Source organism: Shouchella oshimensis (assembly GCF_002019765.1).
In the GTDB taxonomy this organism is placed as follows: Bacteria; Bacillota; Bacilli; order Bacillales; family Bacillaceae_D; genus Shouchella; species Shouchella oshimensis.
This window is the reverse complement of record NZ_KV917380.1, coordinates 607,719-631,905: the sequence shown is the minus strand read 5'-3', so window position 1 is coordinate 631,905 and position 24,187 is coordinate 607,719. Positions and strand designations below refer to the sequence as shown.

21 protein-coding genes are annotated in these 24,187 nt (G+C 40.9%); 2 read left to right on the top strand and 19 right to left on the bottom strand.

The annotated features are described in order from the left end of the window. Positions 1-27: 27 nt before the first annotated feature. From essC to BK583_RS21250, 12 genes are all read right to left on the bottom strand, one after another. The gene (essC, locus tag BK583_RS03025; RefSeq protein ID WP_055737557.1) at positions 28-4,452 is read right to left on the bottom strand and encodes a type VII secretion protein EssC; all 4,425 of its coding nucleotides are present in this window, start codon (positions 4,450-4,452) and stop codon (positions 28-30) included. A 23-nt stretch (positions 4,453-4,475) separates the two neighbouring features. Further along, positions 4,476-5,780: a type VII secretion protein EssB gene (essB, locus tag BK583_RS03020; RefSeq protein WP_055737556.1), complete on the bottom strand. Its 1,305-nt coding sequence runs from the start codon at positions 5,778-5,780 to the stop codon at positions 4,476-4,478. A 26-nt stretch (positions 5,781-5,806) separates the two neighbouring features. Then, entirely contained in the window at positions 5,807-6,046 is a 240-nt protein-coding gene (yukD, locus tag BK583_RS03015; protein ID WP_035397435.1) for an ESX secretion system protein YukD, read from the bottom strand. Positions 6,047-6,121: 75 nt separating this feature from the next. Beyond that, entirely contained in the window at positions 6,122-6,415 is a 294-nt protein-coding gene (locus BK583_RS03010; RefSeq protein WP_035397432.1) for a WXG100 family type VII secretion target, read from the bottom strand. A 361-nt stretch (positions 6,416-6,776) separates the two neighbouring features. Beyond that, positions 6,777-7,106, bottom strand: a complete 330-nt coding sequence (locus BK583_RS03005; protein WP_038483656.1) for a hypothetical protein — start codon at positions 7,104-7,106, stop codon at positions 6,777-6,779. Positions 7,107-7,120: 14 nt separating this feature from the next. Next, positions 7,121-8,842: a DUF6792 domain-containing protein gene (locus BK583_RS03000; protein ID WP_055736734.1), complete on the bottom strand. Its 1,722-nt coding sequence runs from the start codon at positions 8,840-8,842 to the stop codon at positions 7,121-7,123. A 15-nt stretch (positions 8,843-8,857) separates the two neighbouring features. Next, positions 8,858-9,595: a YvcA-related protein gene (locus tag BK583_RS02995; RefSeq protein WP_055736733.1), complete on the bottom strand. Its 738-nt coding sequence runs from the start codon at positions 9,593-9,595 to the stop codon at positions 8,858-8,860. A 125-nt stretch (positions 9,596-9,720) separates the two neighbouring features. Further along, positions 9,721-10,434 (bottom strand): YvcA-related protein, encoded by a 714-nt coding sequence (locus BK583_RS02990; RefSeq protein WP_055736732.1) that lies wholly within the window; start codon positions 10,432-10,434, stop codon positions 9,721-9,723. 81 nt (positions 10,435-10,515) lie between these two features. After that, entirely contained in the window at positions 10,516-11,220 is a 705-nt protein-coding gene (locus BK583_RS02985; protein ID WP_055736731.1) for a YvcA-related protein, read from the bottom strand. A 122-nt stretch (positions 11,221-11,342) separates the two neighbouring features. Next, positions 11,343-12,041, bottom strand: a complete 699-nt coding sequence (locus tag BK583_RS02980) for a YvcA-related protein (RefSeq protein ID WP_055736730.1) — start codon at positions 12,039-12,041, stop codon at positions 11,343-11,345. Positions 12,042-12,264: 223 nt separating this feature from the next. Then, positions 12,265-13,281: a helveticin J family class III bacteriocin gene (locus BK583_RS02975; RefSeq protein ID WP_055736729.1), complete on the bottom strand. Its 1,017-nt coding sequence runs from the start codon at positions 13,279-13,281 to the stop codon at positions 12,265-12,267. A 181-nt stretch (positions 13,282-13,462) separates the two neighbouring features. After that, positions 13,463-13,597 carry a hypothetical protein gene (locus BK583_RS21250; RefSeq protein ID WP_269083173.1) on the bottom strand — a complete coding sequence of 45 codons (135 nt, stop codon included), beginning with the start codon at positions 13,595-13,597 and terminating at the stop codon, positions 13,463-13,465. Between the two features lie 209 nt (positions 13,598-13,806). On the opposite strand from BK583_RS21250, the gene BK583_RS02970 reads away from it, so the two are divergent. Then, positions 13,807-14,523 carry a hypothetical protein gene (locus BK583_RS02970; protein ID WP_055736728.1) on the top strand — a complete coding sequence of 239 codons (717 nt, stop codon included), beginning with the start codon at positions 13,807-13,809 and terminating at the stop codon, positions 14,521-14,523. A gap of 163 nt (positions 14,524-14,686) precedes the next feature. Here the strand turns inward: BK583_RS02970 and BK583_RS02965 are convergent, their stop codons facing one another. The 6 genes from BK583_RS02965 to BK583_RS02940 form a co-directional block, all read right to left on the bottom strand. Continuing rightward, positions 14,687-15,577: a carbohydrate ABC transporter permease gene (locus tag BK583_RS02965; RefSeq protein WP_051667656.1), complete on the bottom strand. Its 891-nt coding sequence runs from the start codon at positions 15,575-15,577 to the stop codon at positions 14,687-14,689. A 13-nt stretch (positions 15,578-15,590) separates the two neighbouring features. After that, the gene (locus BK583_RS02960) at positions 15,591-16,475 is read right to left on the bottom strand and encodes a carbohydrate ABC transporter permease (RefSeq protein WP_176463686.1); all 885 of its coding nucleotides are present in this window, start codon (positions 16,473-16,475) and stop codon (positions 15,591-15,593) included. 87 nt (positions 16,476-16,562) lie between these two features. Next, positions 16,563-18,140: a response regulator transcription factor gene (locus tag BK583_RS02955; protein WP_055736727.1), complete on the bottom strand. Its 1,578-nt coding sequence runs from the start codon at positions 18,138-18,140 to the stop codon at positions 16,563-16,565. After that, positions 18,112-19,899, bottom strand: a complete 1,788-nt coding sequence (locus BK583_RS02950; protein ID WP_160319304.1) for a sensor histidine kinase — start codon at positions 19,897-19,899, stop codon at positions 18,112-18,114. Before BK583_RS02950 ends, BK583_RS02955 begins: the two co-directional genes overlap by 29 nt. A gap of 141 nt (positions 19,900-20,040) precedes the next feature. Then, entirely contained in the window at positions 20,041-21,348 is a 1,308-nt protein-coding gene (locus BK583_RS02945) for an extracellular solute-binding protein (RefSeq protein WP_371836656.1), read from the bottom strand. A gap of 211 nt (positions 21,349-21,559) precedes the next feature. Next, entirely contained in the window at positions 21,560-22,192 is a 633-nt protein-coding gene (locus BK583_RS02940) for an NAD(P)-dependent oxidoreductase (RefSeq protein ID WP_055736724.1), read from the bottom strand. 136 nt (positions 22,193-22,328) lie between these two features. Here BK583_RS02940 and BK583_RS02935 point away from each other — a divergent pair, with 136 nt between their 5' ends. Continuing rightward, a complete protein-coding gene (locus BK583_RS02935; RefSeq protein WP_038483675.1) occupies positions 22,329-22,751 on the top strand; it encodes an Rrf2 family transcriptional regulator in 423 nt (140 codons plus the stop codon). Positions 22,752-22,806: 55 nt separating this feature from the next. On the opposite strand, the gene BK583_RS02930 is transcribed toward BK583_RS02935, so the two are convergent. Next, the gene (locus BK583_RS02930) at positions 22,807-24,159 is read right to left on the bottom strand and encodes a GntP family permease (protein ID WP_055736723.1); all 1,353 of its coding nucleotides are present in this window, start codon (positions 24,157-24,159) and stop codon (positions 22,807-22,809) included. Between the last annotated feature and the right edge of the window lie 28 nt (positions 24,160-24,187).

The window sequence follows — 24,187 nt, the reverse complement described above, 5'->3', positions numbered from 1 at the left end:
TAAGCCACCTCGCTTAAATTCCGTTGGTTATGGAGCTTCTGGTATTTTAATTTTTGTTTCAATTCCATTGACGACATAGTAACCAAAACCTGGTGCGATCTCCTCTTCATTTCGCGTGAAAGAAAGATTGACAAGGGTTTGGTCTGACTTTTTCATGACGATTATATAGTGACGCACCAATTTCAATTCTGCAGTCAGAGGATCGAAGCCTTTCGTGAATTCCGCAGAGTTGCCACATACAATCATTCGAAAACCTAGATGGCTCGAATTTTTGATTAGCTTCGCTAGTTTATCTTGTATGGTCGCATCAACCGTTTGTTGGAAACGGATGAGGCTGTCGATTACTAATAACACTGGTGGAAAAGCGGTGACCGTTCTTCCATTGTTTAACGCATCCATGTAAGCTTGTTCTCGAACAGCCATTTTTTCTTCAGTCGCTGACACCCAGTCTTTTATCTGTTCTTTTTGATCTATATAGGAAATAAGCTTCTGCCCTACATAAGCAGACAACTTGCGGTCTGCGCCATCAACTAATCCAATCTCCTCTACTTCTTGTTGCAAATAGTAGTTTAATAGAACTTTGACAACGTTCGTCTTCCCTTTCCTTGGCTGCCCAACAACTACTAAATGCGGCTCCGATTTTGATTGTAAGAATACTGGCTTAACGGTATCTTCATCAAGAGCAAAAGGAATACTGTCGCCTGGATCGCCAACACGTGTTTTGAAAGCTTCCAACGAAAGCTGTGTAGGTAACATTGCAATTTTTTCCGGCAGCCTAGCGTCTTGGTAACGCCGTCCTAATTGGGCGATCGTCTGTCTTGTTGCTTCCATCATTTCCATGTCATTTTCACCAGCTTCTGGCAAATACAGTTGTGTAAAGGAATGGCTGTCTTTCGCTATAATGGCCCGTCCAGGTATTGGTTCGATTTCGTACTTACTGCGACCAAGCAATGTAATGACATCGTTTCGGTCATTCATAAAATGGACAATTTTCGTCCTCATGGCATTCATGAGTGGCTGACGCAAGGCATTCGCTCTTGTAGCTGTTAAGCTTACATACATTCCTAACGATTGCCCATCGCGAGCAAATTGAATAAATGTGGATTCCAATTGCTCATATTCCTCTTTGATCAAATCAAAGTTGTCAATAAAGATAAATAGAACAGGCAAAGGCTCTGTTGCTGTTTGGTTATACATCGTCAAACTATTGACTTCTTGAACGAGGAATCGTTCGCGGCGATCGTCCATCTCTGCTTTTAGCAAGGCAATCGCTTTCTCAATTTTACGTTTTTCATCAATTTTAAAGTAATCGGCTGTATGAGGTAGCTGCCTAAACGGTAACAACGCTCCATTTCCAAAATCAAAAATGTAAAAGTGAAGCGCTTCTGGATGAAACGACTTGGCAAAAGAAAGCATTAATGCCATTAACGTTGTCGATTTCCCATATCCACCAGATCCAAAGACAGCAACATTACCGTCTTTTAGCCATTGATACTGAACATCGAATTGCCTTTGTGTTTCTGGCTCATCAGCAAGCGCCAGAGGAAACATACCTGCCTCTGTATCTTTTTGTACGGGGGGAAGCCATTCTTCAAGCGGTTCAAGCCATGGGCTTGACGCTTTTTGTATGCTTAAACGCTCCGTTGTTACTTCGATCTCTTTCACAACCGCTTCCATTTCCGTGATGCTCTTTACTTTTTTACTAGCAACTGTTTGGACGTTGGATATAGGTACTAGCCCTGCATCCGTAACTAAGGCAACATCTTCTTCACCTTCATGAGTTTCTCGCAAATACGGCGCACCACTCCATGCAGATTGAAACAATTCATATAGCTCGTTATTACCAACTTGTAAATAAGCCCGCCCTGTTACAGTTAAGTTAGCCGCATCGGGGTTTTTCAAAATTTCTTTCGAATCTTGAGCGTCTTGTACTTTTAACGCGACGCGAAAACGAGCGTTGCTCCAAATTTGGTTGTCAATGATGCCACCTGGCTTTTGTGTCGCAAGAATAAGGTGGACACCTAGGCTCCGTCCGATTCGTGCTGCACTTACGAGTTCTTGAATAAATTCAGGTTCCTCGTTTTTTAATTCCGCAAATTCATCGGATATGATGAATAGGTGAGGCATTGGTTCCATAACTTGTTTATTTTTATACAATTCCATATAGTCATCAATGTGGTTTACTACATTTTGGTCGAATAATCTCTGCCGTTTTCGTAATTCACTTTTGATTGATGCCAACGCTCGCATACTAAAATTCTTGCTATCATTGATATTCGTAATCGTTCCGAGCAAATGAGGAATCGTTTTAAATGGCTGTGCCATTCCCCCACCTTTATAGTCAATAAGAAGAAAAGCTACTTCATGGGGATGGTAGTGAACGGCTAACGATAAAATATACGTTTGCAGAAACTCACTTTTCCCTGAACCGGTTGTTCCTGCTAGCAAACCATGGGGCCCATGAGCCTTCTCATGGATGTTTAGCTCAAGAAGTTCATCCTTCGCTTTAAATCCGACAGGCACTGCAAGTGATTCGGCGCTGTTTGTCGTTTCCCACCGGCGTTCTATTGCTAATTCTTCTGTGTGATCGACGCCAAACATTTCAAGAAAAGAAGCCATATCCGGTATCGATCGACTCATACCTCTTTGGTGATTCAATGATGCTAGCAAGCGGGCATACCACTCATTGGTTATTGCATCGTGCGAATCAAAGGTAAAGCGTTTATGTTCCGCTTTCCGTTCTCGAATGACAATTTCGCCTTCCTTTTGATTGACGGCCTTAATGATTGTGTGAACATATTCAGTTAAATTTTCTTGTGCATCCGTGAGAAAAATAACCGACATCCCTAGAAGCTTGTCCGGTCCCTCTAAATATTCCATGATTGCATGGTCACTAATCAAGCTGCGATTGGCGACTAAAAAAACGAAATGAGGCATGAAACGCTTTGGTTTGCCTTGGCTTTGCTCCAACTCCCGTTCTCGTACCATTTCATAAATGGATGTCAACAGTTGGTCCCGTGTCCGTTCATTGTAGATGAATCCCTTTGCATACATATGCGGCAATTGAAAATGAGGGAGCCATTTCATCCATTCCCAACTTGCATACTGATCTTCGTTGAAAACAGCAACGAAACGAAGATCATGGTAGCTTTGAAAAAAAGTAAGTTGCCCGACCATTTGAGCGACTTCCCGTTGGATTGTCTTCAGTTGGCCGACATAGCCAATAGAACCGCTCGCTAAGCTGAGGCTAAGGGGCGCATCATGAATATAGGAATAATGCTCTTTTAACGTTTCGCCTTCTTCTAGCAGCTCGTCACGATCTCGATTCGCTAAATCGCCACCTGGATCACCAATTTGAAAACTACTTGGGATGGACGATTTTCCAACACGGACATACAAATAATCATCGTCACCGACCGTTTTCTCCCAGATACGACGATTTAAGTTAGCTGCCATGTATTTACTTTCCTCAAAAGATGGAAAATGATAGTCGAGTACATGCCGTTGCTTATCAGCTATTTCTTGAAGTTCGACCCGTTTCTCTTTCAAGTAGCGAGTATAAACACGTTGACGCTTTTCTTCTTTTTGTTTACGGATTTTCCGTTCTCGAAAATAATTGACCGTCGAAGTAATGAGCGTTACGGTGAACATTGTGACCGAAATAATGATAAAAATCCCCCGGGGAATGAGCAAAGCAACGATTCCCATTACAATGAGCATCGCTAGTGGTGGCAATACGATGAGCCAGAGGGCTCGATGGTTATCGTCCAACTCCTGACCCGGAATGGAGAAATTCACTTTTTCTTTTGGTTCTTCATAAATAATTCGCGGCGTTCGACGATACTCAGGGTACTTCTTTTTACTTTCGGAAGTAGGAACGGCTATGGGAGAGAGTCTCGTTTGTATAGGCTCCGTTGATTCAATCGTCAATAAATCGCTTTCCTTAATAACAAACATTGTATAGCCAAGTAATACGATATCTCCATTTTTTACTGGTTGCTTCTTTGTTAGAATTTCTCCATTCATAAACACACGGGCATGCTCTTCTGGATACACATACCAACAGTCGTCTTGCTTAATTAATGCACATGACGAAGTAGGACTTTCCTTCGGCAACACGATGTCAGCTGAACTCTCGTGCCCGATCGAAAGGAACGATTCTTTCCCTATGTAATACACCCATTCGCTTATCGGTTCGCTTTCATACACGAATGTAAAAAGAACGTTATCTTCTTTATATTGAAAGGTCTCACCGGCAGCTAGAATATGCTCACCTATACCTTCACTATCAAGTACACATTGCTTCTGGTCATGAGCGATTTTAGCGATAATCTTAGCTCGGAGAGGCGGAACGAGTAAGTCGACGTCCTCGCTTGAGCCTAACAAACGCTCTGTTTGGCTTAATTCAAGCTGCTGCACATACTTATCATAAAATACCCATAATCGATCCATTGTTCCACCTCCTACGTGCGCCCCTATTCATCTTCGTTCTCTTCTTCTTCGTTTTGTTCAGCGTCATCGTCACGCTCATTTTCTTCGTCCTCGTTTGGTTCAGAATTCGCCTCATTGTCTTCTTCAGCCTCGGTGTCATCTGCAGTTGCGTCCGCTTCTTCCGCTTCCCGTTCTTCTTGCTCTCGTAGATAACGGTCAATATCCGCTTGAATATCGTTCAGTAATTCTTCACGATCATCTCCGGACAAGCTAGTATCTTGACGAACGGCATCTCGCCACTTTAAATTGGCATACATCTCTAGTTCTCCGTCCTGCAATTGACGTGCGATTTCGTTTGCTTCCTCATAATCACCACGACCAATCGTAATCCAATAGTCAAAATAAAGCGGTTCTGCTTGAAGGGTCAATGTATTTTGTACATTTGCTGTTTGATCCATATTCAAGTCTTCATTGGCGACATAGGATTGAGCCAACTGGTACTGTACGACGCGAGGCATTTGGCTCGGATTATATGGTTCCAAGGCAGTAATGACTTCACTAGGGTTACTATTGATATAGGCTTCATTGCTGGCAATAAAAGCATCGTAACGTGGATGAAGGAAAAAAAGCACATAGATGGTATAAATAATAGTCGGTACAAGCAACCCTGCCACAGCAAAAAACAAACTTTTTTGCAAGCGCCACTTTTTCTTCGGCACCATATGTACTTGTCTAGCGCGCTGTTCTTCTTCATGGATCCACGTCTCGACACAACTCAAAAGCGCATCAATTGTTTCAGTCTCTAGCAATTTTTTTGCTCGTGCCGATAGTTTCATCGTGTCTGTAAAACTCATGTACTCACTAAAGCGATACTCACCATCAAGCAATACAAGCAATGTTGTCTTTAGCTCCGCAAACAGCTTATCGTCATTTTTTTCATAAGGCGGAAGGCTTTCTTTAATGCCATAATGAATAAAGTGTATATCAAGCCCTTCTGTTACTAATACATTCTCCGGACAAACAATTAAATGTAGTCTGGAACTAGAATGCTCCACAACTGCACGAATAAGTGAGTAGCCAATAACTTGTTTTGCATAGTCACCTTTGTTTCGAAATTTACTAAAAGGTAACATTGTCTCTTGTGGATGAACAGTAATAACAAGCTCATCTTCATCTTCAGAAATTGTACGTTTGAGGAGCGGATCTTGTTGCTTTAACAACTCCGATTCTAACGAATGAGATTGCTTAATTTCCGCAGTTTGAAATGTTAGTGTGTATGTATTTGTTTCAGGGTCCCTAATAAAGGTTGCACCTGTCTGCTCTTCCAAATAAAATCGCTTTTTGTCCATTCCATGTCCGATCCCTTCAACCAGTGCTATAAAATCTCTATGCGGTCTCCATTTGTTACACCACGTTCAGCGAGTACTTGGCTACCGTAGACATGAGTTTCTTTGTTTTGAACACGGATCCAACTCCCATCACGCTGAGGAACTTCAAGCTCCTCGATGCTCCAAATAAGATCAACGACTTTTTTTGCCGTATATTGATCAGATAGCCGCAAGTCAAACCGTTTTCCTGAATACCGTTTCATGTCAACCGTTACAGTGATGTACATCAAATGCCACCCTTTCATAAGGAAGGACGCAATTGTAAAAAAATTGCGCCCACAGTTGTTTCTATTCCTGACCAATTAACCGCGAATGTTGCCTGCAATTTGTTGATCTGTTTCTTCAAGGGTCCGTCCACTGTTGCGTAGCTGCTCAGATACTTCGCCAAGCAAATCGCCCATACGGACAAAGGATGGCTTTAATTCGTCATACTGTTGAACAAACGCTTCAGAAGCTTGACCATCCCACATACCTTGTAACTGATCTCTGAAACCATCTAACCTGCTTATGAGGTCATGCACCTCTCCACTTGAGCGATTATAGTCATCAGCTTTTTGGTAAAGTTCTTCAGGTGTAACGCGAATCAATCCAGACATATTAACTCCTCCTTTACGTTTTATAGTCTCATGGTAGCCAGTGAAGATTTTACTAGTCAACCATCATCTTACATATTTTCGTAAAATGGTAATATAGTACTGATATTATTAATTTTCTCACACTTCTAATAGTTCTTTCGAACCAGAATAATTGTTCTAATCAAACAGCTCTATTTCGTATACTTTAACCGTAGTAACAACCAACTTATGAAGCATCTTTTATAAAAATAATTATTTTATATTATTATTTAGACAAATGAATGAGCCTATACTTACTGCTAAACGATTTCCCTTTATTTCGTCTTCTTGATAGGACTCAAGAAGTGATGGCCTTCAACTAGAAGCCGATCAACAGCTAGTGCTAATCCTTTGGCACTTCTGTATAGGTAATCGTAAACGGCTGCGTTTTCCCATGATCGATGACGTCTTCAAACTTCCAATGAAAGCGAATCAATTCGTCAACCGCCGTTTGGATACGGCCCTGTCCTTTTACCGCCTCAGACTCCAACTCTTCAATAGTCGCCAAAATGATTTCCCCTTTGCTCGAGTCAAGAATGCCTTGGACATCCTGCTTCAACTCGCCAAGCTTGTCCATCTTCGTTTGCAACAGTTCCACCACAAGGTTGCGTTTCTCGTCGTGTGTTCGTGCTTGTTCAAGCGTATAGGTCCCACTATAACCAAATGTATTCATCGATGACACTTCCCTCAACCTGATAAATAAGTAAACATGCCCGCCACATTGTAGTCGACATCAAACATTTCTTCCACTGCTTGACGCATCGCCTCCGCTTTCTCCCCGATGGACTCCCGATTTTGCTTGACTAACGAAGCAACCCCTTCAAGTGGCGCGCCTTCCAGCGGCAAAAAGGATTCACGAAAATGCAAATTGGTGATAAGCCCGCCGTAAGAGCTAGGCAACAAATGCTGATAACTGCGGTAATTGCTCTCCATCACACTCATCTTTGAAGCTAATTGTTTCTTCTTATGTTGATAAAAGTCTATATACTCATGCTCCATCATAGCCAAGTAGCGTTCAAGCAGCGTATCTTGTTGATCGAGAACCTTCTGCACTGCTTCATACGCGTCTAACGTCTTGCTCAAATTAAGCTTAATTTCGTCCCCACCAGCTGAACCTTCCAAATACAAGTCGCCACCATGATAAGACTTGCCCTCGGCGATTTCATTCATAAGCGCCTCAAGCTTATGGTGCGCTTCCGCCGATTTGGCCACTCCCTCAAACAACGTATTGATCGAGGCAATTTGATTCTCCATCATTAACTTATATGAAACCCCAGTAAAAATAGCATCTTCTACTAATCGAGAAATTGACGTACCTTCACCTTCATGAATCCGCATATAAATCCCTTCTGTTCCTGTCAGAAAAATTTGCAATTCCCATCTCAACTGGCTCGCATCTTCCTCAGACAAATACCCGGCGGTCTCCAACTCATCGACGAGAACAGAGACTGTTGATTTCATCGTATCAAAATCAAGCGGATCAGCGTTAGGATGATCCTTGTAATAAGTCAATGCATCGCTAAACGCCTCGTCCATGACACCAGCAACCCCTTCATCCCCATAAACATGGCCGTATGGGGCTAAAAAATCAAGCAACGCCTGCAGCTCTTCTTGAGGAATCGCTTCCACTGCCCCCACAAACCCTTTGTTCTCATGGTCTGTACGATACGTTGTAACATTGCCCACAGCAAACATCCACGGAAAGGAATCAAGCGCATACAAAAAATCACTCTTGGAGCGGGTTTGATGGATACTAGACTCTTTGTCTTTGTAATACTCCTTAGCGAACGCTTCTAGTTCTGCAGGGGGGATGGATTGGACAGATTCCGTATTTAATCGTGGGTGGTTAAATTCCCTTTCTACAGCTAATCTGAAGTCATCGTCATAACGTATTTGCTGGACAGCATTAGTTTGTGCTCCGTTAAATGTGTTTACTTGAGAAAAATAATCTTCGCTTAGTTGAATAGCTGCTACCGTATTGTGACCTTTTGAATGAGCGAGAGCATAGATAGGAATGTTATCCTCAAGTTGGAATTGTTCTTTAATTCGATCAAGGTATATTTCAGTATCTAACGCATATCCAGCACCCCCAGTCCCCACACCAACACTAAACAAATTGTCAATCCAGTCTTCAGTAGAAACACTGCCCCGTGAAATAAATACCACTTCGTTCACCTCATCAGGATCTTCTTTGTCAGCCAAAACAAGCGCCGTCCCTTTTGCATCCGACGATTCCGAATAGCCGTCCATTCGGTCTATAGTAATCTTCGTGTTAATGGGCCTCCCCATTTCTTCAAGGTATATTCGTTCAATCGCTTCAATAATCTCCTCATCGGTCATCTCCGGGAATTGATACTCAAGGTCTGTAATTCGCATTTGCACCATTTCATCATCAAAAACACTGCCCATCCCCAATCACCTTTCCTATTGGTCTAACAAACGAATAGAATACATTAGCTTTTCAGCTATTTCTGATTCTTCTTCAAGGCTGATGGAACATTCTCCTCCACCTTGGCACATCGCAGTATGCGTGTATGAAATCGCCTGGTTCCTATCCTCGGCAAAAAGGTAACCAAAATATCGCATATACGGACCATAGTCATCCTCATCCTCAAAGCTTTCATAATACATTTCTAAACCATTGGCTTCCGCATATTGATATTCGCCGTCAAAACCTACTTTATTTTTAAAGACATTTAAATAATTTTGTTTTACTTCTTCAGGGTATTTTTTATAATACATCAGTTTAACATCATGCAATTTTCTTTCACTAAAATTATTAAACGTAAAAATAAGTGTTTCAATTGCATCATTTTCAATATCATGAAGCAGATCAGAAATAATCCCATTTTCCGGAATCAACATCTCAAAACCATCAAGTTTCCCTCTCATTCGGTGAAAACCTGGTTTCACGTCAGTATCCACCAAAAACTCTTTTGTAAATTCATCTTCAATCGCTAGAAAATCTTCGTTATTCTCCACTCCTTCGCTCTTCCCTTCCTGCTCAGTGTCATCGTCTGCTGATGTTTGTTCAGCATCAGAATCTTCCTGCTTCTCTTCTCCGTTCACTTCTTCTTCAGGCTCTTGTTGGTTATTGGCAGTATTGCATCCTACAATTAGCAGCACTGCGCAAAGTGTACTTATACGAAGCCACGTTTTCACCGTCATCTCCCCTTTCTAACGGATCAGGGTATCACTTTATGTATTATTAATTATTTGTTTATTTGTCTATTTCCTATTTTAAGATATCCAAACTTCTTTTTTATTGCAAGAATTTCTTATCTTTCCTATTGGTCTAACAAACGAATAGAATACATTAGCTTTTCAGCCATTTCCGCTTCTTCTTCAAGGCTGAGGGAACATTCTTCTCCACCTTGGCAAACACCTATAAATTCATAGGAAATAGCCTGATTCCTGTGTTTTGAAAAAATATAGCTAAAATACTTTAAAACAAGACCGTATTCCCCATCGTCTTCATAGCTCTCGTGATAAATTTCTAAATCATTGGCTTCCTCATATTGATATTCCCCGTCAAAACCTACTTCATCTTTAAAGACATTTAAATAGTTTTGTTTTACTTCTTCAGGGTATTTTCTGTAGTACATCAGCTTGACATGGTATTGTTTCTGTTCATTATGATTATTAAACGTATAAATAAGTGTTTCGATTGCATTGTTTTCAATTGCGTGAAGCAGATCGGAAATAACCCCATTCTCCGGAATCACCATTTCAAAACCATCAAGCTTCCCTCTTATTTGGTGAAAACCTGGTTCCACGTCAGTCTCCACTAAAAAGCTTTTTGTAAATTCATGTTCCACAGCTAAACGATCATCCTCATTGTCCACTCCTTCCTGTTCAGCTTCATCGTCCTCCGGCATTTGTTCAGTACTAGGGCCTTCCTGTTCCTCTTCTTCTTCGAGCTCTTGTTGGTTATTGGCTGTGTTGCATCCTACAATTAGCAGCACTGCGCAAAGTGTACTTATACGAAGCCATGTTTTCACCGTCATCTCCCCTTTCTAAAGGATTAGAGTTGTTTATGTATGAATGTTTTTTGTCTATTCATATATTTTGAAACTCTTTTTCTATGAATCAAGTAAACGAATAGAATACATTAGCTTTTCCGCCACTTCCGCTTCCTCTTCAAGTGAGATCTCACATTCATCTTTCCCTTGACACATAGCCATAAATTCATAGCTAATGGCCTGATTCTGTTCTTTTGAAAAAAGATAACCAAAATACTTTAAAACAGGACCGTACTTGTCCTTGTCGTCAACCTTACCATAATAAATTTCCAGATCGTTGGTTTCTACACGGACATATTCATCTTCAAAGCCCATTTCGTCTTTAAAGACATTTAGATAGTTTTGTTTTAATTCTTGAGGATATTTACTTTGATATATGACTTGTACGTTGTATTGTTTTTTTTCAAGGTTATTATTGATAGCAGCATATATTAAAGTTTCAATTTTATTGTTTTCAATTACATGAAGCATAGAAGGTATAATGGCATTTTCCGGAATTAGCATCTCAAAGCCATCAAGCTTCCCTCTCATTTGATGAAAACCTGGCTCCACGTCAGTACCCACCAAAAACTCTTTTGTAAATTCATGTTCCACAGCTAAACGATCATCCTCATTGCCCACTCCTTCATGCTCTGCTAATGGTTGTTCAGTACTAGGGCCTTCCTGTTCCTCTTCTTCTTCAAGCTCTTGTTGGTTATTGGCAGTATTGCATCCTACAATTATCAACACTGCGTAAAGTATACTTATACGAAGCCACGTTTTCACCGTCATCTCCCCTTTCTAACGGATCAGGGTATCATTTCATTTTATGTATGAATAATTATTTGTTTATATCCTATTTTAAGATATCCAAACTTCTTTTTTGTTGAAAGAGCTTCTTATCTTTCCTATTGGTCTAACAAACGAATAGAATACATTAGCTTTTCCGCCATTTCCGCTTCTTCTTCATGGTTAAAGTTACAATTTTCTTCCCCTTGGCACATAACTGTAAAAGAAAATGAAATTAATTGATTGTTGTCAGCCGAAAATAGGTAACCAAAATATTTCAAATACGGGCCGTACTCATCCTCATCTTCATAGCTCCCGTAATACACTTCTAAATCATTAACTTCTGTATACTCATATTCCCCTTCAAAATTATTAGCATGTTTAAACACATTCAAATAACTTTGTTCTAATCCTTCAGGATAGTGGCTTTGATACATAACTTGAACATCGTATAGTTTTTTTTCAGGCTCATTATTGAACGTGTAAATGACTGTTTCAGCATCATTGTTTTCAGTTGCATGAAGCAGATCGGAAATAATCCCATTTTCCGGAATTAACATCTCAAAACCATCAAGCTTCCCTCTCATTTGGTGAAAACCTGGCTCCACATCGATCTCCACTAAAAAGTTGTTTGTAAATTCATGTTCCACTGCTAAACGATCATCCTCATTGTCCACTCCTTCATCCTCTACTGATGGTTGTTCAGTACTAGGATCTTCCTGTGTCTCTTCTTCAAGCTCTTGTTGGTTATTGGCAGTATTGCATCCTACAATTAGCAACATTGCCCACAGTGCACTTATACGAAGCCACGTTTTCACCGTCATCTCCCCTTTCTAACGGATCAGGGTATTTATTAGATGTTTATTTCCTATTTTAAGATGTCCAAACTTCTTTTTGTTGCAAGAGGTTCTTATCCTATTTGTTAATGTTACATTCTTACCCCCCATCGCACATAGCAATAAATACAGCTTCAAAAAATTAGCCCTTTGGCTGTTTAAGCAACCAAAAGGCTTTTGTCCTAAAAATTATAGCTTTACTTTTTTATTCAAGAAATTTATATAGACGAAAAGGCTTCTGGTTACCTGCTTCATCTAAACCCGGTTTAAGTCCGATAAAGATCGTCTCTTTATTCGCATTGTTTGGATCACGTTCAACTTTTATTCCTTCTGCTTCTAAGGTACCTACATAGCTTCCTTTTATCTTAATGGTTTTTAGGTGTTTAACGTTCCCTCCATTTGTGTAAGAATACTTAAAAATAGTCGGCGTCTCCCCTGCAGCGCCACCAAATAAATAAAGAAATTTATTATCAGTACCTACACCCGTAATGTCAAAACCTTGAAACGAATTATTTGGACGAGGAACTCCCGTAAAATGTGTCAATTGTAAGTGGCTAATATCCTGAATGTTCAATGTGTTTTTAGGTGAATTCCTCAGTGCTTTAGTCACTTCACTCGTTTTATAAATGGCATAGTAGGTATCTTTCGCTGCTGGCCCAATCTGTACCCGAAAAGCCATACGGTTGCTGTCATCTGCAATTGCTACCGCCGTCCGGTAAGCTTTTCCTTTTACATTAGGTGCTACCTTTTCTAGACCTTTTATTGTCTTAACATTTATTACTTCTGCACCTGTTGCTTTAGAAGGATTCACTTTATATTCAATTAATGAGACATCTGTAGACCACTTCTGACTTATCTCACTATTAGCCGTATTTCCAATCCAAATAAATGTTTTTCCGTTTTCTTTTACAACTTCTAATGACTCACCGTGACCAAAATTTTGCAACTCCACATAATCTTTAACGTTGCACGTTGCGCCACTCACTTCACAGCGTGATAAGATCGTTGTGGCATCAACTCTTTGCGTCACAAATACTTCATTCTTATTTCCATAATCAAATGTTTGAATTGCTCTCTTACTCTTTAAGCCCTCATATTGAAATGCTCGATCAATTGTTCTTGATTCAGAAATAGGGTTCGCCTGAACTACTATTTCGCCTAAGAAGAAAAACAATAATGCCAATGTGACTATACTAAATCCTCTTATTAAACTTGTACTCATTTAACTAGTCTCCTTATTCAGTTTTCCTGTATAAAGATAGCATATTGGCTTTGTCGAAAAATGTAGATTTAAAACATCGAATTAGATTTTTATCGCATAATTCACTCGACTTCATTTAAAATCTTTTCTTCTAAACAAAAATGCTCTGTCAGATAATCAACATCTGACAGAGCTTCCTTTATTATTTGACGCGCTTTAATTTATTTCCAGCCTTACGATAAAGACCACCATCTTCATCATAAAAATATTTAAATCCGATAATGGATAACGGTCTCCACGCTTTTGTCCATTTCTTCTCAGAGTGGATGTAACCCATATGCTTTCCTCCTAAGTTCAACGTGCTTGATCCTATTATCTTCTCTCTTCACCACCATATCTAGCGAAGAAAAATAAAATATGTTGGATAAAAACGAAAAAATAACAAAGAGTATCTAGCATCTATGATTCAAATCAGTAATTGATAATGATTATCATTCGTAGTATACTTATTGCTAATAGGAAACTCACTGAAAAGGAGACGATCATATGCAGATCTATTGGACGAAGATTAATCAAATTATTGAAGAATCAGCAGAAGTAAAAACCTATATGCTTGACTGTCCTGAAGGGTTTACATGGGAAGAAGGCTCACACACACACTTTGCGCTAGAGGGATTTAATGCCGATGAGAAGCCAAACCGTAGCTTAATTCGACATATGTCTATATCCACTTTGCCCCATGAGGGATCCATTGGTATTACCACTCGCATTAAAGAACAATGCTCGGAATTTAAATCGATTTTACGAAATCTCGAAGTGGGGCATGAGGTGGCTCTTTTCAAAACCCACTCCAATGTACCGCTAAAGCGGGAAAACAAAAACATTTACTTATTATCAGCAGGAGTTGGTCTAGCTACATTCCGTCCACTTGTACTTGATTATCTCCAGCGTAACGACAACGTCAACCAGATTCATTCCTTAAACGTTGATTCATCAAGGGCTTTCTTATTCACAAACATCTTTGAAAGTAACCCAAATCAGAAGCTTACAACTCAATTTGTCGATAACCGAGCCGCTTATTACGAAGAGGTGAAACATCTCGCTCAAGATAAAAACGGGCTCTTCTATATTGTCGGTAGCGATGACTTCCTTGTAGAAAACATCTCATTGTTACATAAGCAAGGTGTCCATTCAGAGCAAATCATGCTTGATAAACACGAGCAGCAACGACCGAATTTCCTTTCAGAAGAAGTAACACATTAAAAAAACGCGGAAGAGTGATGTTCATTCTTCCGCGTTTTAATCGTGATTTACACTCTTGAAGGGTACAACACGTTTCATGATTCTGCACTATAGACAAACCATTTACGTCCACGTCTATGATAAGGGTCCCTTTAATCAGAATGTACCCTCGTTGAAACACCGTTTATCCTTTTACCGCTCCTTGAGTCATGCCCTCAACAATTTGCTTTTCCATAAATAAATAGAAAAGAATAGTCGGCACGAGTACAATGGTTAATGCTGCCATTTGAGCTGTATAGTTTGTAGAGTGCTGTCCTGCAAAATTAGCAAGACCAAGTGGTAATGTCCGCAAGAGGTCGTCATTGATAAGAACGAGAGCAAAGCTAAACTCATTCCAGTTATTAATGAAGTTAATAATAATGACGGTCGCAAGAACAGGGCGTGTCATTGGCAAAATAATTGACCAGAAAATCTTAAAAACGCCAGCGCCATCCATAACGGCTGACTCTTCAATTTCATGAGGAAACGACTTCATAAAGCTTGTTAATAAGAAGATCGTAATTGATAAATTGAAAGCAATATACGGGAAAATGAGCGCCAATCGAGTATCCAGTAATCCAATGTTTTGCATCAAAATAAACATCGGAACAAGCGTTGCATGAATCGGTACAAGCAAGCCTAGGATAAAAAATGAATAAAGCACCTTTTGGCCTCTAAATTGAAATCTTGCTAAGAAATAGGAAGCAAGTGCACCAAATAGGACCGTTAAGATAACGGCGACACCGCCAACAAACACACTATTAAAAAAGTACGTATTAATATTCGCTGTAAACCAAGCATCGACATAATTCGTCCATACCCACTCTGTCGGTAAACCAAATGGATTTAAAGCGAATTCCTGACCTGATTTAAATGAATTAAGGATCATCCAAACAATGGGGTAGGCATTAATAACCGCAAATGTAATTAAGATCAGATAAATAAGCAACCGCGATGCCCGTTTCTTAAACCAAGCTGTTTTTTCATTTATTTCTTTTCTCGGGACTGGTGATAATGGTTGTTGATCTACTTGCATTCTGTAAACCTCCTTATGCCCGTTTCGTGCCAGTACGTTTTTTTAGAAGCATATTCGCACATACGATAATGGCGATACTAAAGACGAAAATTAAAACTGAAATCGCACTGCCATAGCCGTAGCGCAGCCCTTGGAATGTTTCTGTATACATATAGGTAGCCATTACTTCCGTGGCATTCGCTGGCCCACCACCTGTCATTACATAGATCAAGTCGAAGGTCTTCAAGCTCCCGCTAATGCAAAGAATCACGGCGATGATAATGACACCCCAAATGGATGGTAACGTGACATAACGGGTTTTTTGCCATTCAGTGGCGCCATCTAGTTCTGCCGCTTCCAAAATGTCTTTTGGTACCGTTTGTAAAGCTGATAGGAAAATGATGAAATAAAGCCCTACAAACTGCCAAATAATAACGGCTGCGATTGCATACATCGCATAATCGGGGTTCCCAAGCCAGTTTTGCGCAAGGGCACTTAAGCCGAGATTGTTTAGGAGATGGTTCAATAAGCCTTGCTCCACGTTGTAAATCATACGCCATGTTAGTGAAATGACAACCGTCGAGATGACCACAGGAAGGAAAGCAATTGTTCGGAAAAACTTGGCTCCTTTGATTTTTCGATTCAATAGCAAAGCGAGCACGAGGGCAATCGGGATTTGTCCGAAGACAGAGGCTGCCACAACAATTAAATTGTTCCGAACGGATAGCCAAAACACAGAATCATTAAGAATGGCACGAAAGTTAGCAAGACCCACATATTCCATTGGCGAGAACCCGTTCCATGACATAAAGGAATAGTAAAACGAGATAAAGATGGGAATGATGCTGAAGATACAGTAAACGAGCAACGCTGGAATTACGCCAAGTGCAATCTTCCACCGGCTTTTTAATAAATGCACCTGGATCACGTCCTTTCATCGCCTCATGTTGGAAGCGTTTTCTAAACTCATTGTAACGAGACCCTTCTTTTATAAAAATCCGAAAAGTTACGATTCTATCTGTTTTTCTCTACTTTCTTGCGCTGCATTCATACGCCTATACTGAGTTGGCGTGAAACCAACCTGCTTTTTAAAAACTTGCACAAAATATTTGTATTCTTTATAACCAACATATTCGGCAATTTCAAACACTTTATTGGACGTGTTCAGCAACAGCTCTACTGATTTTTGAATACGGAGACCATTAACATACTCTGAAAAACTTTGCCCCGTCTCCTTTTTAAACAGCATACTGAAATAATTAGGTGTAATAAAATGGCGCTCCGCCACTTCTGCTGCTCGCAAATCGTGCTGATAATGCTTATGAATATACCGTTTCATTTTTTCGATCATCCAGTTGTTCTGTCCATCTTCTTTTAATTCCCCAAGTAAATGGATAAGATCGCAAAGGAAAAGCTGCTCAATGACATTAGAAGTGTTCCATTTACGTAACTCCAGTTCCTCTTGTAACCGTAGCGCCACTCGATCAAAGGATTTGGCAGGAAATCGTTCTTGAAGTTTTTGTTTTAGCGCTACTTCAAGAGAGCGACACCTCTCTACCATTTGGCTAAAGGTCTTCTCTTTTTCCAATAGCTCTGCCACTACCTGATGTATACACGCTTCAAGTTTGCTTTCATCCCCTTTGAGGAGATCTTCCAATAAACGGTGATTGAGACCCTTCCAATCGACAGTTTCTTTAAAACACTGTTGGCTTTCTATAAAGAGACCACTCTCTTTACCACGCACATCATCAAGGAGGATAAGCCCTTTCTGGTAATGATCGTAGCATTCGGATAAAGACTGACCGACTGACGAGCTTACCGTTTGAATGGGGTAGGGACTCTGTTCCATAATGTCTCCCCATATCTCACGAAGCTTGCTGTCATCGAGCATATCGGAATGCTCATTATACACAAGGGTTAACAGCTCATTCTCGTGACCAAAAAGAGAAACATGTTTCATACCATAGGCTCTACATGTTTTTTCTACAACATGTCGTACATCCTCCTGTACACCTTCAAAAGCTTCGCTCGGTAAGGTGTTCTGTAGATAAGCGTAACCAGATACCTCGCTAATCAGTAGCCGGTAACGACCAGTCCATGGTGCGTGTTTTTCTTTTATCCGTTCAGATAGAGGGGAGTGAAAAAGCCTATGACGAAGCTGTTCCGCCATCCAATCTTGAAGGAGACTATTTTTCCGCTCTTTGTGTGCCACAATCTTGTTCCTTACTCGTTTGACGAGCGCCATTAGTTCGTCTACATCCACCGGTTTAAGTAAATAGTCTTCTATTCCTAGCCGAAGTGCTTGCCGTGCATAATCGAAATGATCAAAACCACTAATAATGATCATTTTTGTATCTGGCTTTTCATGAACAATGTGCTCTGCCATTGCAAGCCCATCCATTTCAGGCATGGAAATATCCGTCAGAATCAAGTCGAATGATTGGTCTGCTAGTTTTTCTAGGGCTTGCTTGCCGTTAAACGCCATGTCTACCTCCTGCACGCCAAGGCTTTCCCAAGGAATCGTTTGAACAAGTCCTTGGCATATCACTGGTTCATCATCTACAATTAGCATCCGTATGCTCATAACTGACGCCCTCCTCGTGAACGAATCGTTTTTTCTCCGCTTCACTTTCTATGAATGGCATACGTATACGAATATGTGCCCCTTCATCCGTTTCCATTGCCATTAGTCCACAGGTAAATCCAAAGGTTTTTATGAGACGTTGGTGTGTATTTCGTAAAGCAAAGCCTCTCTCCCTACGATCCGGGCCTTGTACGACATGATTAAACGTATCAACGTCCATATGAAACCCAACACCATTATCTAGCACGTCAATGACAACATACGCTCCTTCACGATACGCTCGAATGGTGATGGTATTCGTTTGTTTTAGTTCAGTAAAACCATGACGAAGGCTATTCTCCACTAGCGGTTGCAAAATAAGCTTTAACGTCAGGCTTTGTTCAATGCCTGCCTCCATAAAGACTGAGAATGTCAACTGATTGCCCAAACGCCGTTTTTGCAGGTCTAAATAGCTTTGGACATATGCTAGTTCGTCTTTGAGAGGGATACATAATTTCCCTTGACTGAGGCTAATCCGAAATAACTTGGACAGATGCTCAATACTTTTTCCAGTCTCAAATGCGTTCTCCAGCCTTGCTGTCCAACGAATCATGTCCAATGTATTGTATAAAAAGTGTGGGTTCATTTGACTTTGTAATGCTTTTAATTCTGACTCTTTATTCTGAATTTCAAGTTTATATTTCGTCTCAATTAATCGCTGAATTTGACTAACAGCGTTATTAAAGCGAGAACCTAATTGTCCAATCTCATCTCGTGAACGCACTTTCACGCGTGCAGCAAAATCCCCTTCCTCAAGGCGCTTTGTCTCTTTTGTTAATTCTGTAATGGGTTTGATGATGGTCAACATAAATCCGACAATGGCTACAAGACCAATCCCACCAGCCACAAGCATGATCATGTGCATCGTTTGCCGCATACCTTGAAATTCATTTAGAATAAACTCTTCTTTTACAGTTGAAATAAGGGATAAATCGGTACCTGTTACGTAGCGTACAACCGCATAATACACATCTCCATCTTCCTCATATTGAAAAAGTGTAGCTCCATCTTGCACGTTCTGAACAACGTCTTGATTAGCGAACCGATTCCCAACAAGATCGGCATTGCGATGAGAGAGCACGAGACCTTCTTCTTGCATCAAAATCATGTCATCATTTGGATGCAAATAGCCACTTGTGATGTGGGAAAATAACTCCCGTTCGTCTAAACGAATGCGTACATTCCCAATCGGTTCAGTAATATCGTACAAATTATTGATGATCCGAAAAAGTGAAACGATCGTATACTCTCCTGTCTCCCAGCCGCTTCGTGTGAGTACGTAAGGGTCTGTCCACACTACCCTTCCAAGCTCTCCTCTAGCCGCTTCTTCCCACTTTGTTTCATCCCCGCTTATCCTCTCTCCAAGGTGAAGTTGGGAACCGTTCATTCCTTCAATCTGCGCCGAGTGAAAGTACGGTTTATTGTTTAAATGAAACGTAAAGAAGCCTCGAATATGATCTCGGAGCCGCTGCATCTCTTCTGGATGACTGCCAGCCCCCTCAACAGGGAGAGTAAAGTATTGCCGAAATTCTTGGCTGTAAATAATGTAGCTTGATAATTCCTCTACTTCTTCCATGACACCGAGTAAGCTTGATTCAATATGACGCAAGTTTTGTTCATTCCGTTCAATGACTTGCTTTTCTAAAATGGAGTTGGACTGATAGTAAACCAATAAACTAATGGTTAATGCAGGAATAAGAATCAGTGACAATAAAATCAAAATTGACTTCCAGCGTAAACTCCAATGACGAAACGACACCCCATTTTTCATCGTAAGCGACAATCCCTTTATATGAGTAGTTGGAAAAGAGCAGTACGATTCTACTGAAGAATGGTCTGCTCTTTGTCTTTTACTATAGCATCATTGTGCGTTTACCGTATTTTGGATATTCTGTGCAGCTTCTTCTGGCGTTGACCGTCCGATCGTAATGGCTTGTAGCTCATTTTGCAGGACGTTGTTTATGGCCTGAGGAAGAACAGCGTCATATACTGGTGCTGGCGGAGCATCTTGAGAAAGTGCAAGCATATCTAAAAAGAGTGGATCCAGATCCGCATCTTCAGGCATATCGACGTCTGCAGCGACAACCCGACCTACGCCAATTAGCTCTTGATAAAATTCTTCATCAAACATCCATTTTAAAAATGCCTCAGCTGCTTCTCGTTTTTCATCCGATAAGTCTGCGTTCAGCGACCATGAATTTCCATAAACAGTGGAGATGGTTCCTGAATCTCCTAAAGGAAACGGGGCAATCCCAACATTCACGTCATCCGGTTTATTGGTTAAGATGCTAATCGCACCCCAGTTCCCGTCAATGACCATGGCAGAGCGCTCTTGTAAAAAGTATTCAATCATCTGGTTATCATCAATGGTGTTCAAATCTTCATTAAAGGCTTCTATTTCAACAAGCTCTTCTATCACCCCAAGAGCATCAACGAAATCTGAATCTGTGAACGACCGCTCTCCTTCAAGTACTTGTGGAATAAAATCATTGCCTGTAAACCGATCAGCAATCGTTGAAATGTAAACCGATTGCAGCACCCATGAAGCCGAATTGCCTAAAGCAATAGGAGTCGTATCGTCTCCACGTAAATCCGTAATCAGTTTCTTAAACGCATCATACGTCTGCGGAAATTCATCATAGCCCAATTCTTCAAGCATATCGACATTATAAAAGACAAAGCTTGTTGGATTCTGAACAGAAGGAATGGCATACACCTCTCCATCAAACGTAAAATCGGCAAGGGCGTCTTCATTTAACAAGCCATTGTCAGTCCAATTATCCACAATAGCGTTAAGGGAGCCTACTGCATTGCCATCCACAAGAGGTTGAAGTTCCGCTCCTGGCCACACTTGAAAAATATCCGGCAGCTGCCCTCCTGCCGCTTGTGTATTTAACCGCGTCCGATAATCAGCATGCGGTGTGGTTTCAATTTTTAATTGAATGTCATCGTGTTCTTCATTAAATTGTTCCACTCGATCCATCGTTAATTTAAAGTCATCTCGATCTGGATTTGCTGAAGCCCAGAAGCTCAGCTCTACCGCATCACCATTCCCTGACCCATCTGCATCTTCTGTACTTCCACCGCAAGCTGCAAGCAGGGTCAACATCCCTATCGTTGCACCTGTATAGACGATTTTCCCGCCTTTTAATTGATTGAACAAGCTCATTCCCCCTTTTATGAAATCGCTTTCACTATGTATTATGACAGAATCCTTTCGTTAAAAAAGTCCATAAAATTAATATAACATCTATAAATTTATTGACTTCCTTACTACAAAAAACCTCTGGTATGAGTTTGGGTACACTCACAGCAGAGGCTTCACTTATTGGATCTTTCAAAAATGGTTTATAAGGCTCACAATCCGTTCTATTAGGCGATCAAACCGAGCTGTTCCCTACAACGGTGAATCGTTCATTCCGGTGCTGCGGCTGTTCAACTTCATCCAGTACAGCTATAGCAAAGTCAGCATAGCTAATATAGCTTTCACCGGCTTGATTCAAAATGAGCTGGTCTTTTCCTTTTGTATACGTACCTGTACGCTTGCCTTCCGCATCAAAGAATGCCGCTGGACTCATGTAGGTCCATGTTAAGCTTGTCGTCTCCAGCAACTTTTCCAGCATAAGGCCTGCACCTTTCGCGATGGGTTTATATGCCTCTGGAAAATCAGGGGTATCAAGTAAGCGTAAGCCCTTTTCCTTATCCACATAAAGACTTCCTGCCCCACCAATAATGATTAGCGGCGTATCGGTTTCGCTAAAAGCTTTTATAAAAGCGTCTCCAGCACGCACAAACAATTCAGTATCGAATGCACCGTACGCACTCACAACCACATCAAAATCCTTTACATCGTCACCCGACAAATGGAACACATCTATTTCTTTAACCTCTATCGACTCACTGACCTTACTCGAATCGCGCACGAAGCCAATCACTTCATGCCCTCGATTCAACGCTTCTTTAACGACGAGTTGCCCTGCTTTCCCATTTGCTCCGATTACACCTATTTTCATCTGTTTTTCCTCCTTGAGTGGTAAACCTGTAATTAAATTAGTTACTTGTAATCATAATAGTTACATCTAATTCGTTTGTCAACCTTTTTTTCTATGCTATACTGAAGCAAAAGCGAAGGAAAAAGAAGGTGACACCATGACCATCAGCAGTCGATTCACTGTTGGCGTTCATATTCTTGCATTACTCGAATTCAACCAAGAAACGGCGATCACATCAGAATTCATTGCCGCTAGCGTTAACACGAACCCAGCTCTCATCCGTAAACTGATGGGGATGCTAAAGAAAGCTCATTTAATTGATGTAAAACCAGGCGTAGCTGGGGCAAAACTAGCAAAAAACTTGAGTGAGATTACGTTGTTAGATGTCTATCATGCTGTTCATGCGGTAAAGGAAAATGAACTATTCTCTGTTCATAAAGCACCTACCATTGATTGCGAAGTAGGGAACAACATTCAACTAACGTTAACACCCGTCCTCCACTCTGCGCAAAAAGCACTCGAAGACCAATTGGCTTCTGTCACCATGGAAGCAATTGTTCATGATATGAAATCTTCTTGATTGACGATGCCAAAGAAAAGACAGCAGACCACCCGTGTCCGCTGTCTTTCATTTGTTATACGAGAATGGCCCATAGAATCATCGTAACTATAATGGTCACGATGCCTTGTAGTAAAGTTGCCATTGTTTGCGCTTTATACGCATCATTGACTTTCATCCCGGTAAATTGTGCAACCACCCAGAAATAACTATCATTTATATGAGAGACGGTCATCGCACCAGCACCTACGGCCATTACCACAAGTGCTAATGGAATGGCCCCTTCGATTCCCATAATCGGTAGCATCGGTGCAATTAACGATGACGTGATCACAAGGGATGTGGTTGAAGAGCCTTGGGCTGTTTTTAACGCAGCCGCTAGTAAGAATGGTACAAGCAAGAACATGGCTCCTGTGAATATACCGCTAATGTCCCAGCTTTGAATGATGTCTTCTACACCTGAATTTCGGATAACAGTACCAAAAGAACCACCGACACCTGTTATTAACAGAATAGGTGCAGCATCCTTCAGCGCTTGACCCATCCAGCCTGTTAGGGTTTCTTCATTAAACGCCGGCAAGAGTGGTAACGCTGCCACAACACCGATTAATAAAGCAATAACCGGTTTTCCTAAGAACATAAGGAAGTTCGCAAAGCCACCTTCCACGCCCAAAACCGCAATGATAGAGCCAAGGCCAATTAAAACAATTGGCAGTAAGATCGGGAGGAATGCTGAAAACGTCGAAGGCATTTTCCCGAAGGACGCAACGACTTTATCATAATCAAATTCTTCTCCTGCTGCTGTCACATCTTCTGGTACTTCAATTTTTGTTGCAACTTTAATAGACCAGAGATAACCGACGAATGTAGCCGGAACCGCAACAATAAATCCTATGAATATGACTGTACCTAAATACGCGTCTGCTCCAATGTTCCCAGCCGCGGCAATCGGACCAGGTGTAGGAGGAACAAGGGTATGTGTAGCGTATAAACCTGTTGCCAGGGCAACAGACATTGACGCCATTGACACCTTTGCTCGTTTTGATAACGCTTTCCTTAAACTGTTTAAAATAATAAAGCCTGAATCACAAAATACAGGAATTGATACAATGAAGCCAATAATACTCATCGCTAGCTGAGGATGCTTCGGTCCAACGATTCGAAGAACGACTTCTGCCATTCGAAAAGCGGCACCAGCCTTTTCTAAAATAAGCCCAATAATTGTCCCAAAGACAATGACGAGACCGATGCTCATCATCAAGTTCCCAAAGCCAGTGTTCATGCTTTCAACAATTAGATCGAAGGACATACCTGACGCAAAACCAACAAATAAGGTACCGAGTAATAAGGATAAAAATGGATGTACGTTAAATTTAGATGTAGCGATGATAATAAGTAAAACACCCATTGCAATAATAAGGAATAGCATGGTAATCCCCCTTTTTGAGCAGGCATTC

What these genes read in the sequence shown, in the direction of transcription:
- BK583_RS21250 (WP_269083173.1), bottom strand. Translation starts at nt 13,597, where the DNA reads ATGGGTTACATCCACTCTGAGAAGAAATGGACAAAAGCGTGGAGACCG.
- BK583_RS02955 (WP_055736727.1), bottom strand. Translation starts at nt 18,140, where the DNA reads ATGAGCATACGGATGCTAATTGTAGATGATGAACCAGTGATATGCCAA.
- yukD (WP_035397435.1), bottom strand. Translation starts at nt 6,046, where the DNA reads ATGTACATCACTGTAACGGTTGACATGAAACGGTATTCAGGAAAACGG.
- BK583_RS03005 (WP_038483656.1), bottom strand. Translation starts at nt 7,106, where the DNA reads ATGAATACATTTGGTTATAGTGGGACCTATACGCTTGAACAAGCACGA.
- BK583_RS03000 (WP_055736734.1), bottom strand. Translation starts at nt 8,842, where the DNA reads ATGGGCAGTGTTTTTGATGATGAAATGGTGCAAATGCGAATTACAGAC.
- BK583_RS02975 (WP_055736729.1), bottom strand. Translation starts at nt 13,281, where the DNA reads ATGAGTACAAGTTTAATAAGAGGATTTAGTATAGTCACATTGGCATTA.
- essC (WP_055737557.1), bottom strand. Translation starts at nt 4,452, where the DNA reads ATGGATCGATTATGGGTATTTTATGATAAGTATGTGCAGCAGCTTGAA.
- BK583_RS02965 (WP_051667656.1), bottom strand. Translation starts at nt 15,577, where the DNA reads ATGCAAGTAGATCAACAACCATTATCACCAGTCCCGAGAAAAGAAATA.
- BK583_RS02940 (WP_055736724.1), bottom strand. Translation starts at nt 22,192, where the DNA reads ATGAAAATAGGTGTAATCGGAGCAAATGGGAAAGCAGGGCAACTCGTC.
- BK583_RS02935 (WP_038483675.1), top strand. Translation starts at nt 22,329, where the DNA reads ATGACCATCAGCAGTCGATTCACTGTTGGCGTTCATATTCTTGCATTA.
- BK583_RS02945 (WP_371836656.1), bottom strand. Translation starts at nt 21,348, where the DNA reads ATGAGCTTGTTCAATCAATTAAAAGGCGGGAAAATCGTCTATACAGGT.
- essB (WP_055737556.1), bottom strand. Translation starts at nt 5,780, where the DNA reads ATGGACAAAAAGCGATTTTATTTGGAAGAGCAGACAGGTGCAACCTTT.
- BK583_RS03010 (WP_035397432.1), bottom strand. Translation starts at nt 6,415, where the DNA reads ATGTCTGGATTGATTCGCGTTACACCTGAAGAACTTTACCAAAAAGCT.
- BK583_RS02930 (WP_055736723.1), bottom strand. Translation starts at nt 24,159, where the DNA reads ATGCTATTCCTTATTATTGCAATGGGTGTTTTACTTATTATCATCGCT.
- BK583_RS02970 (WP_055736728.1), top strand. Translation starts at nt 13,807, where the DNA reads ATGCAGATCTATTGGACGAAGATTAATCAAATTATTGAAGAATCAGCA.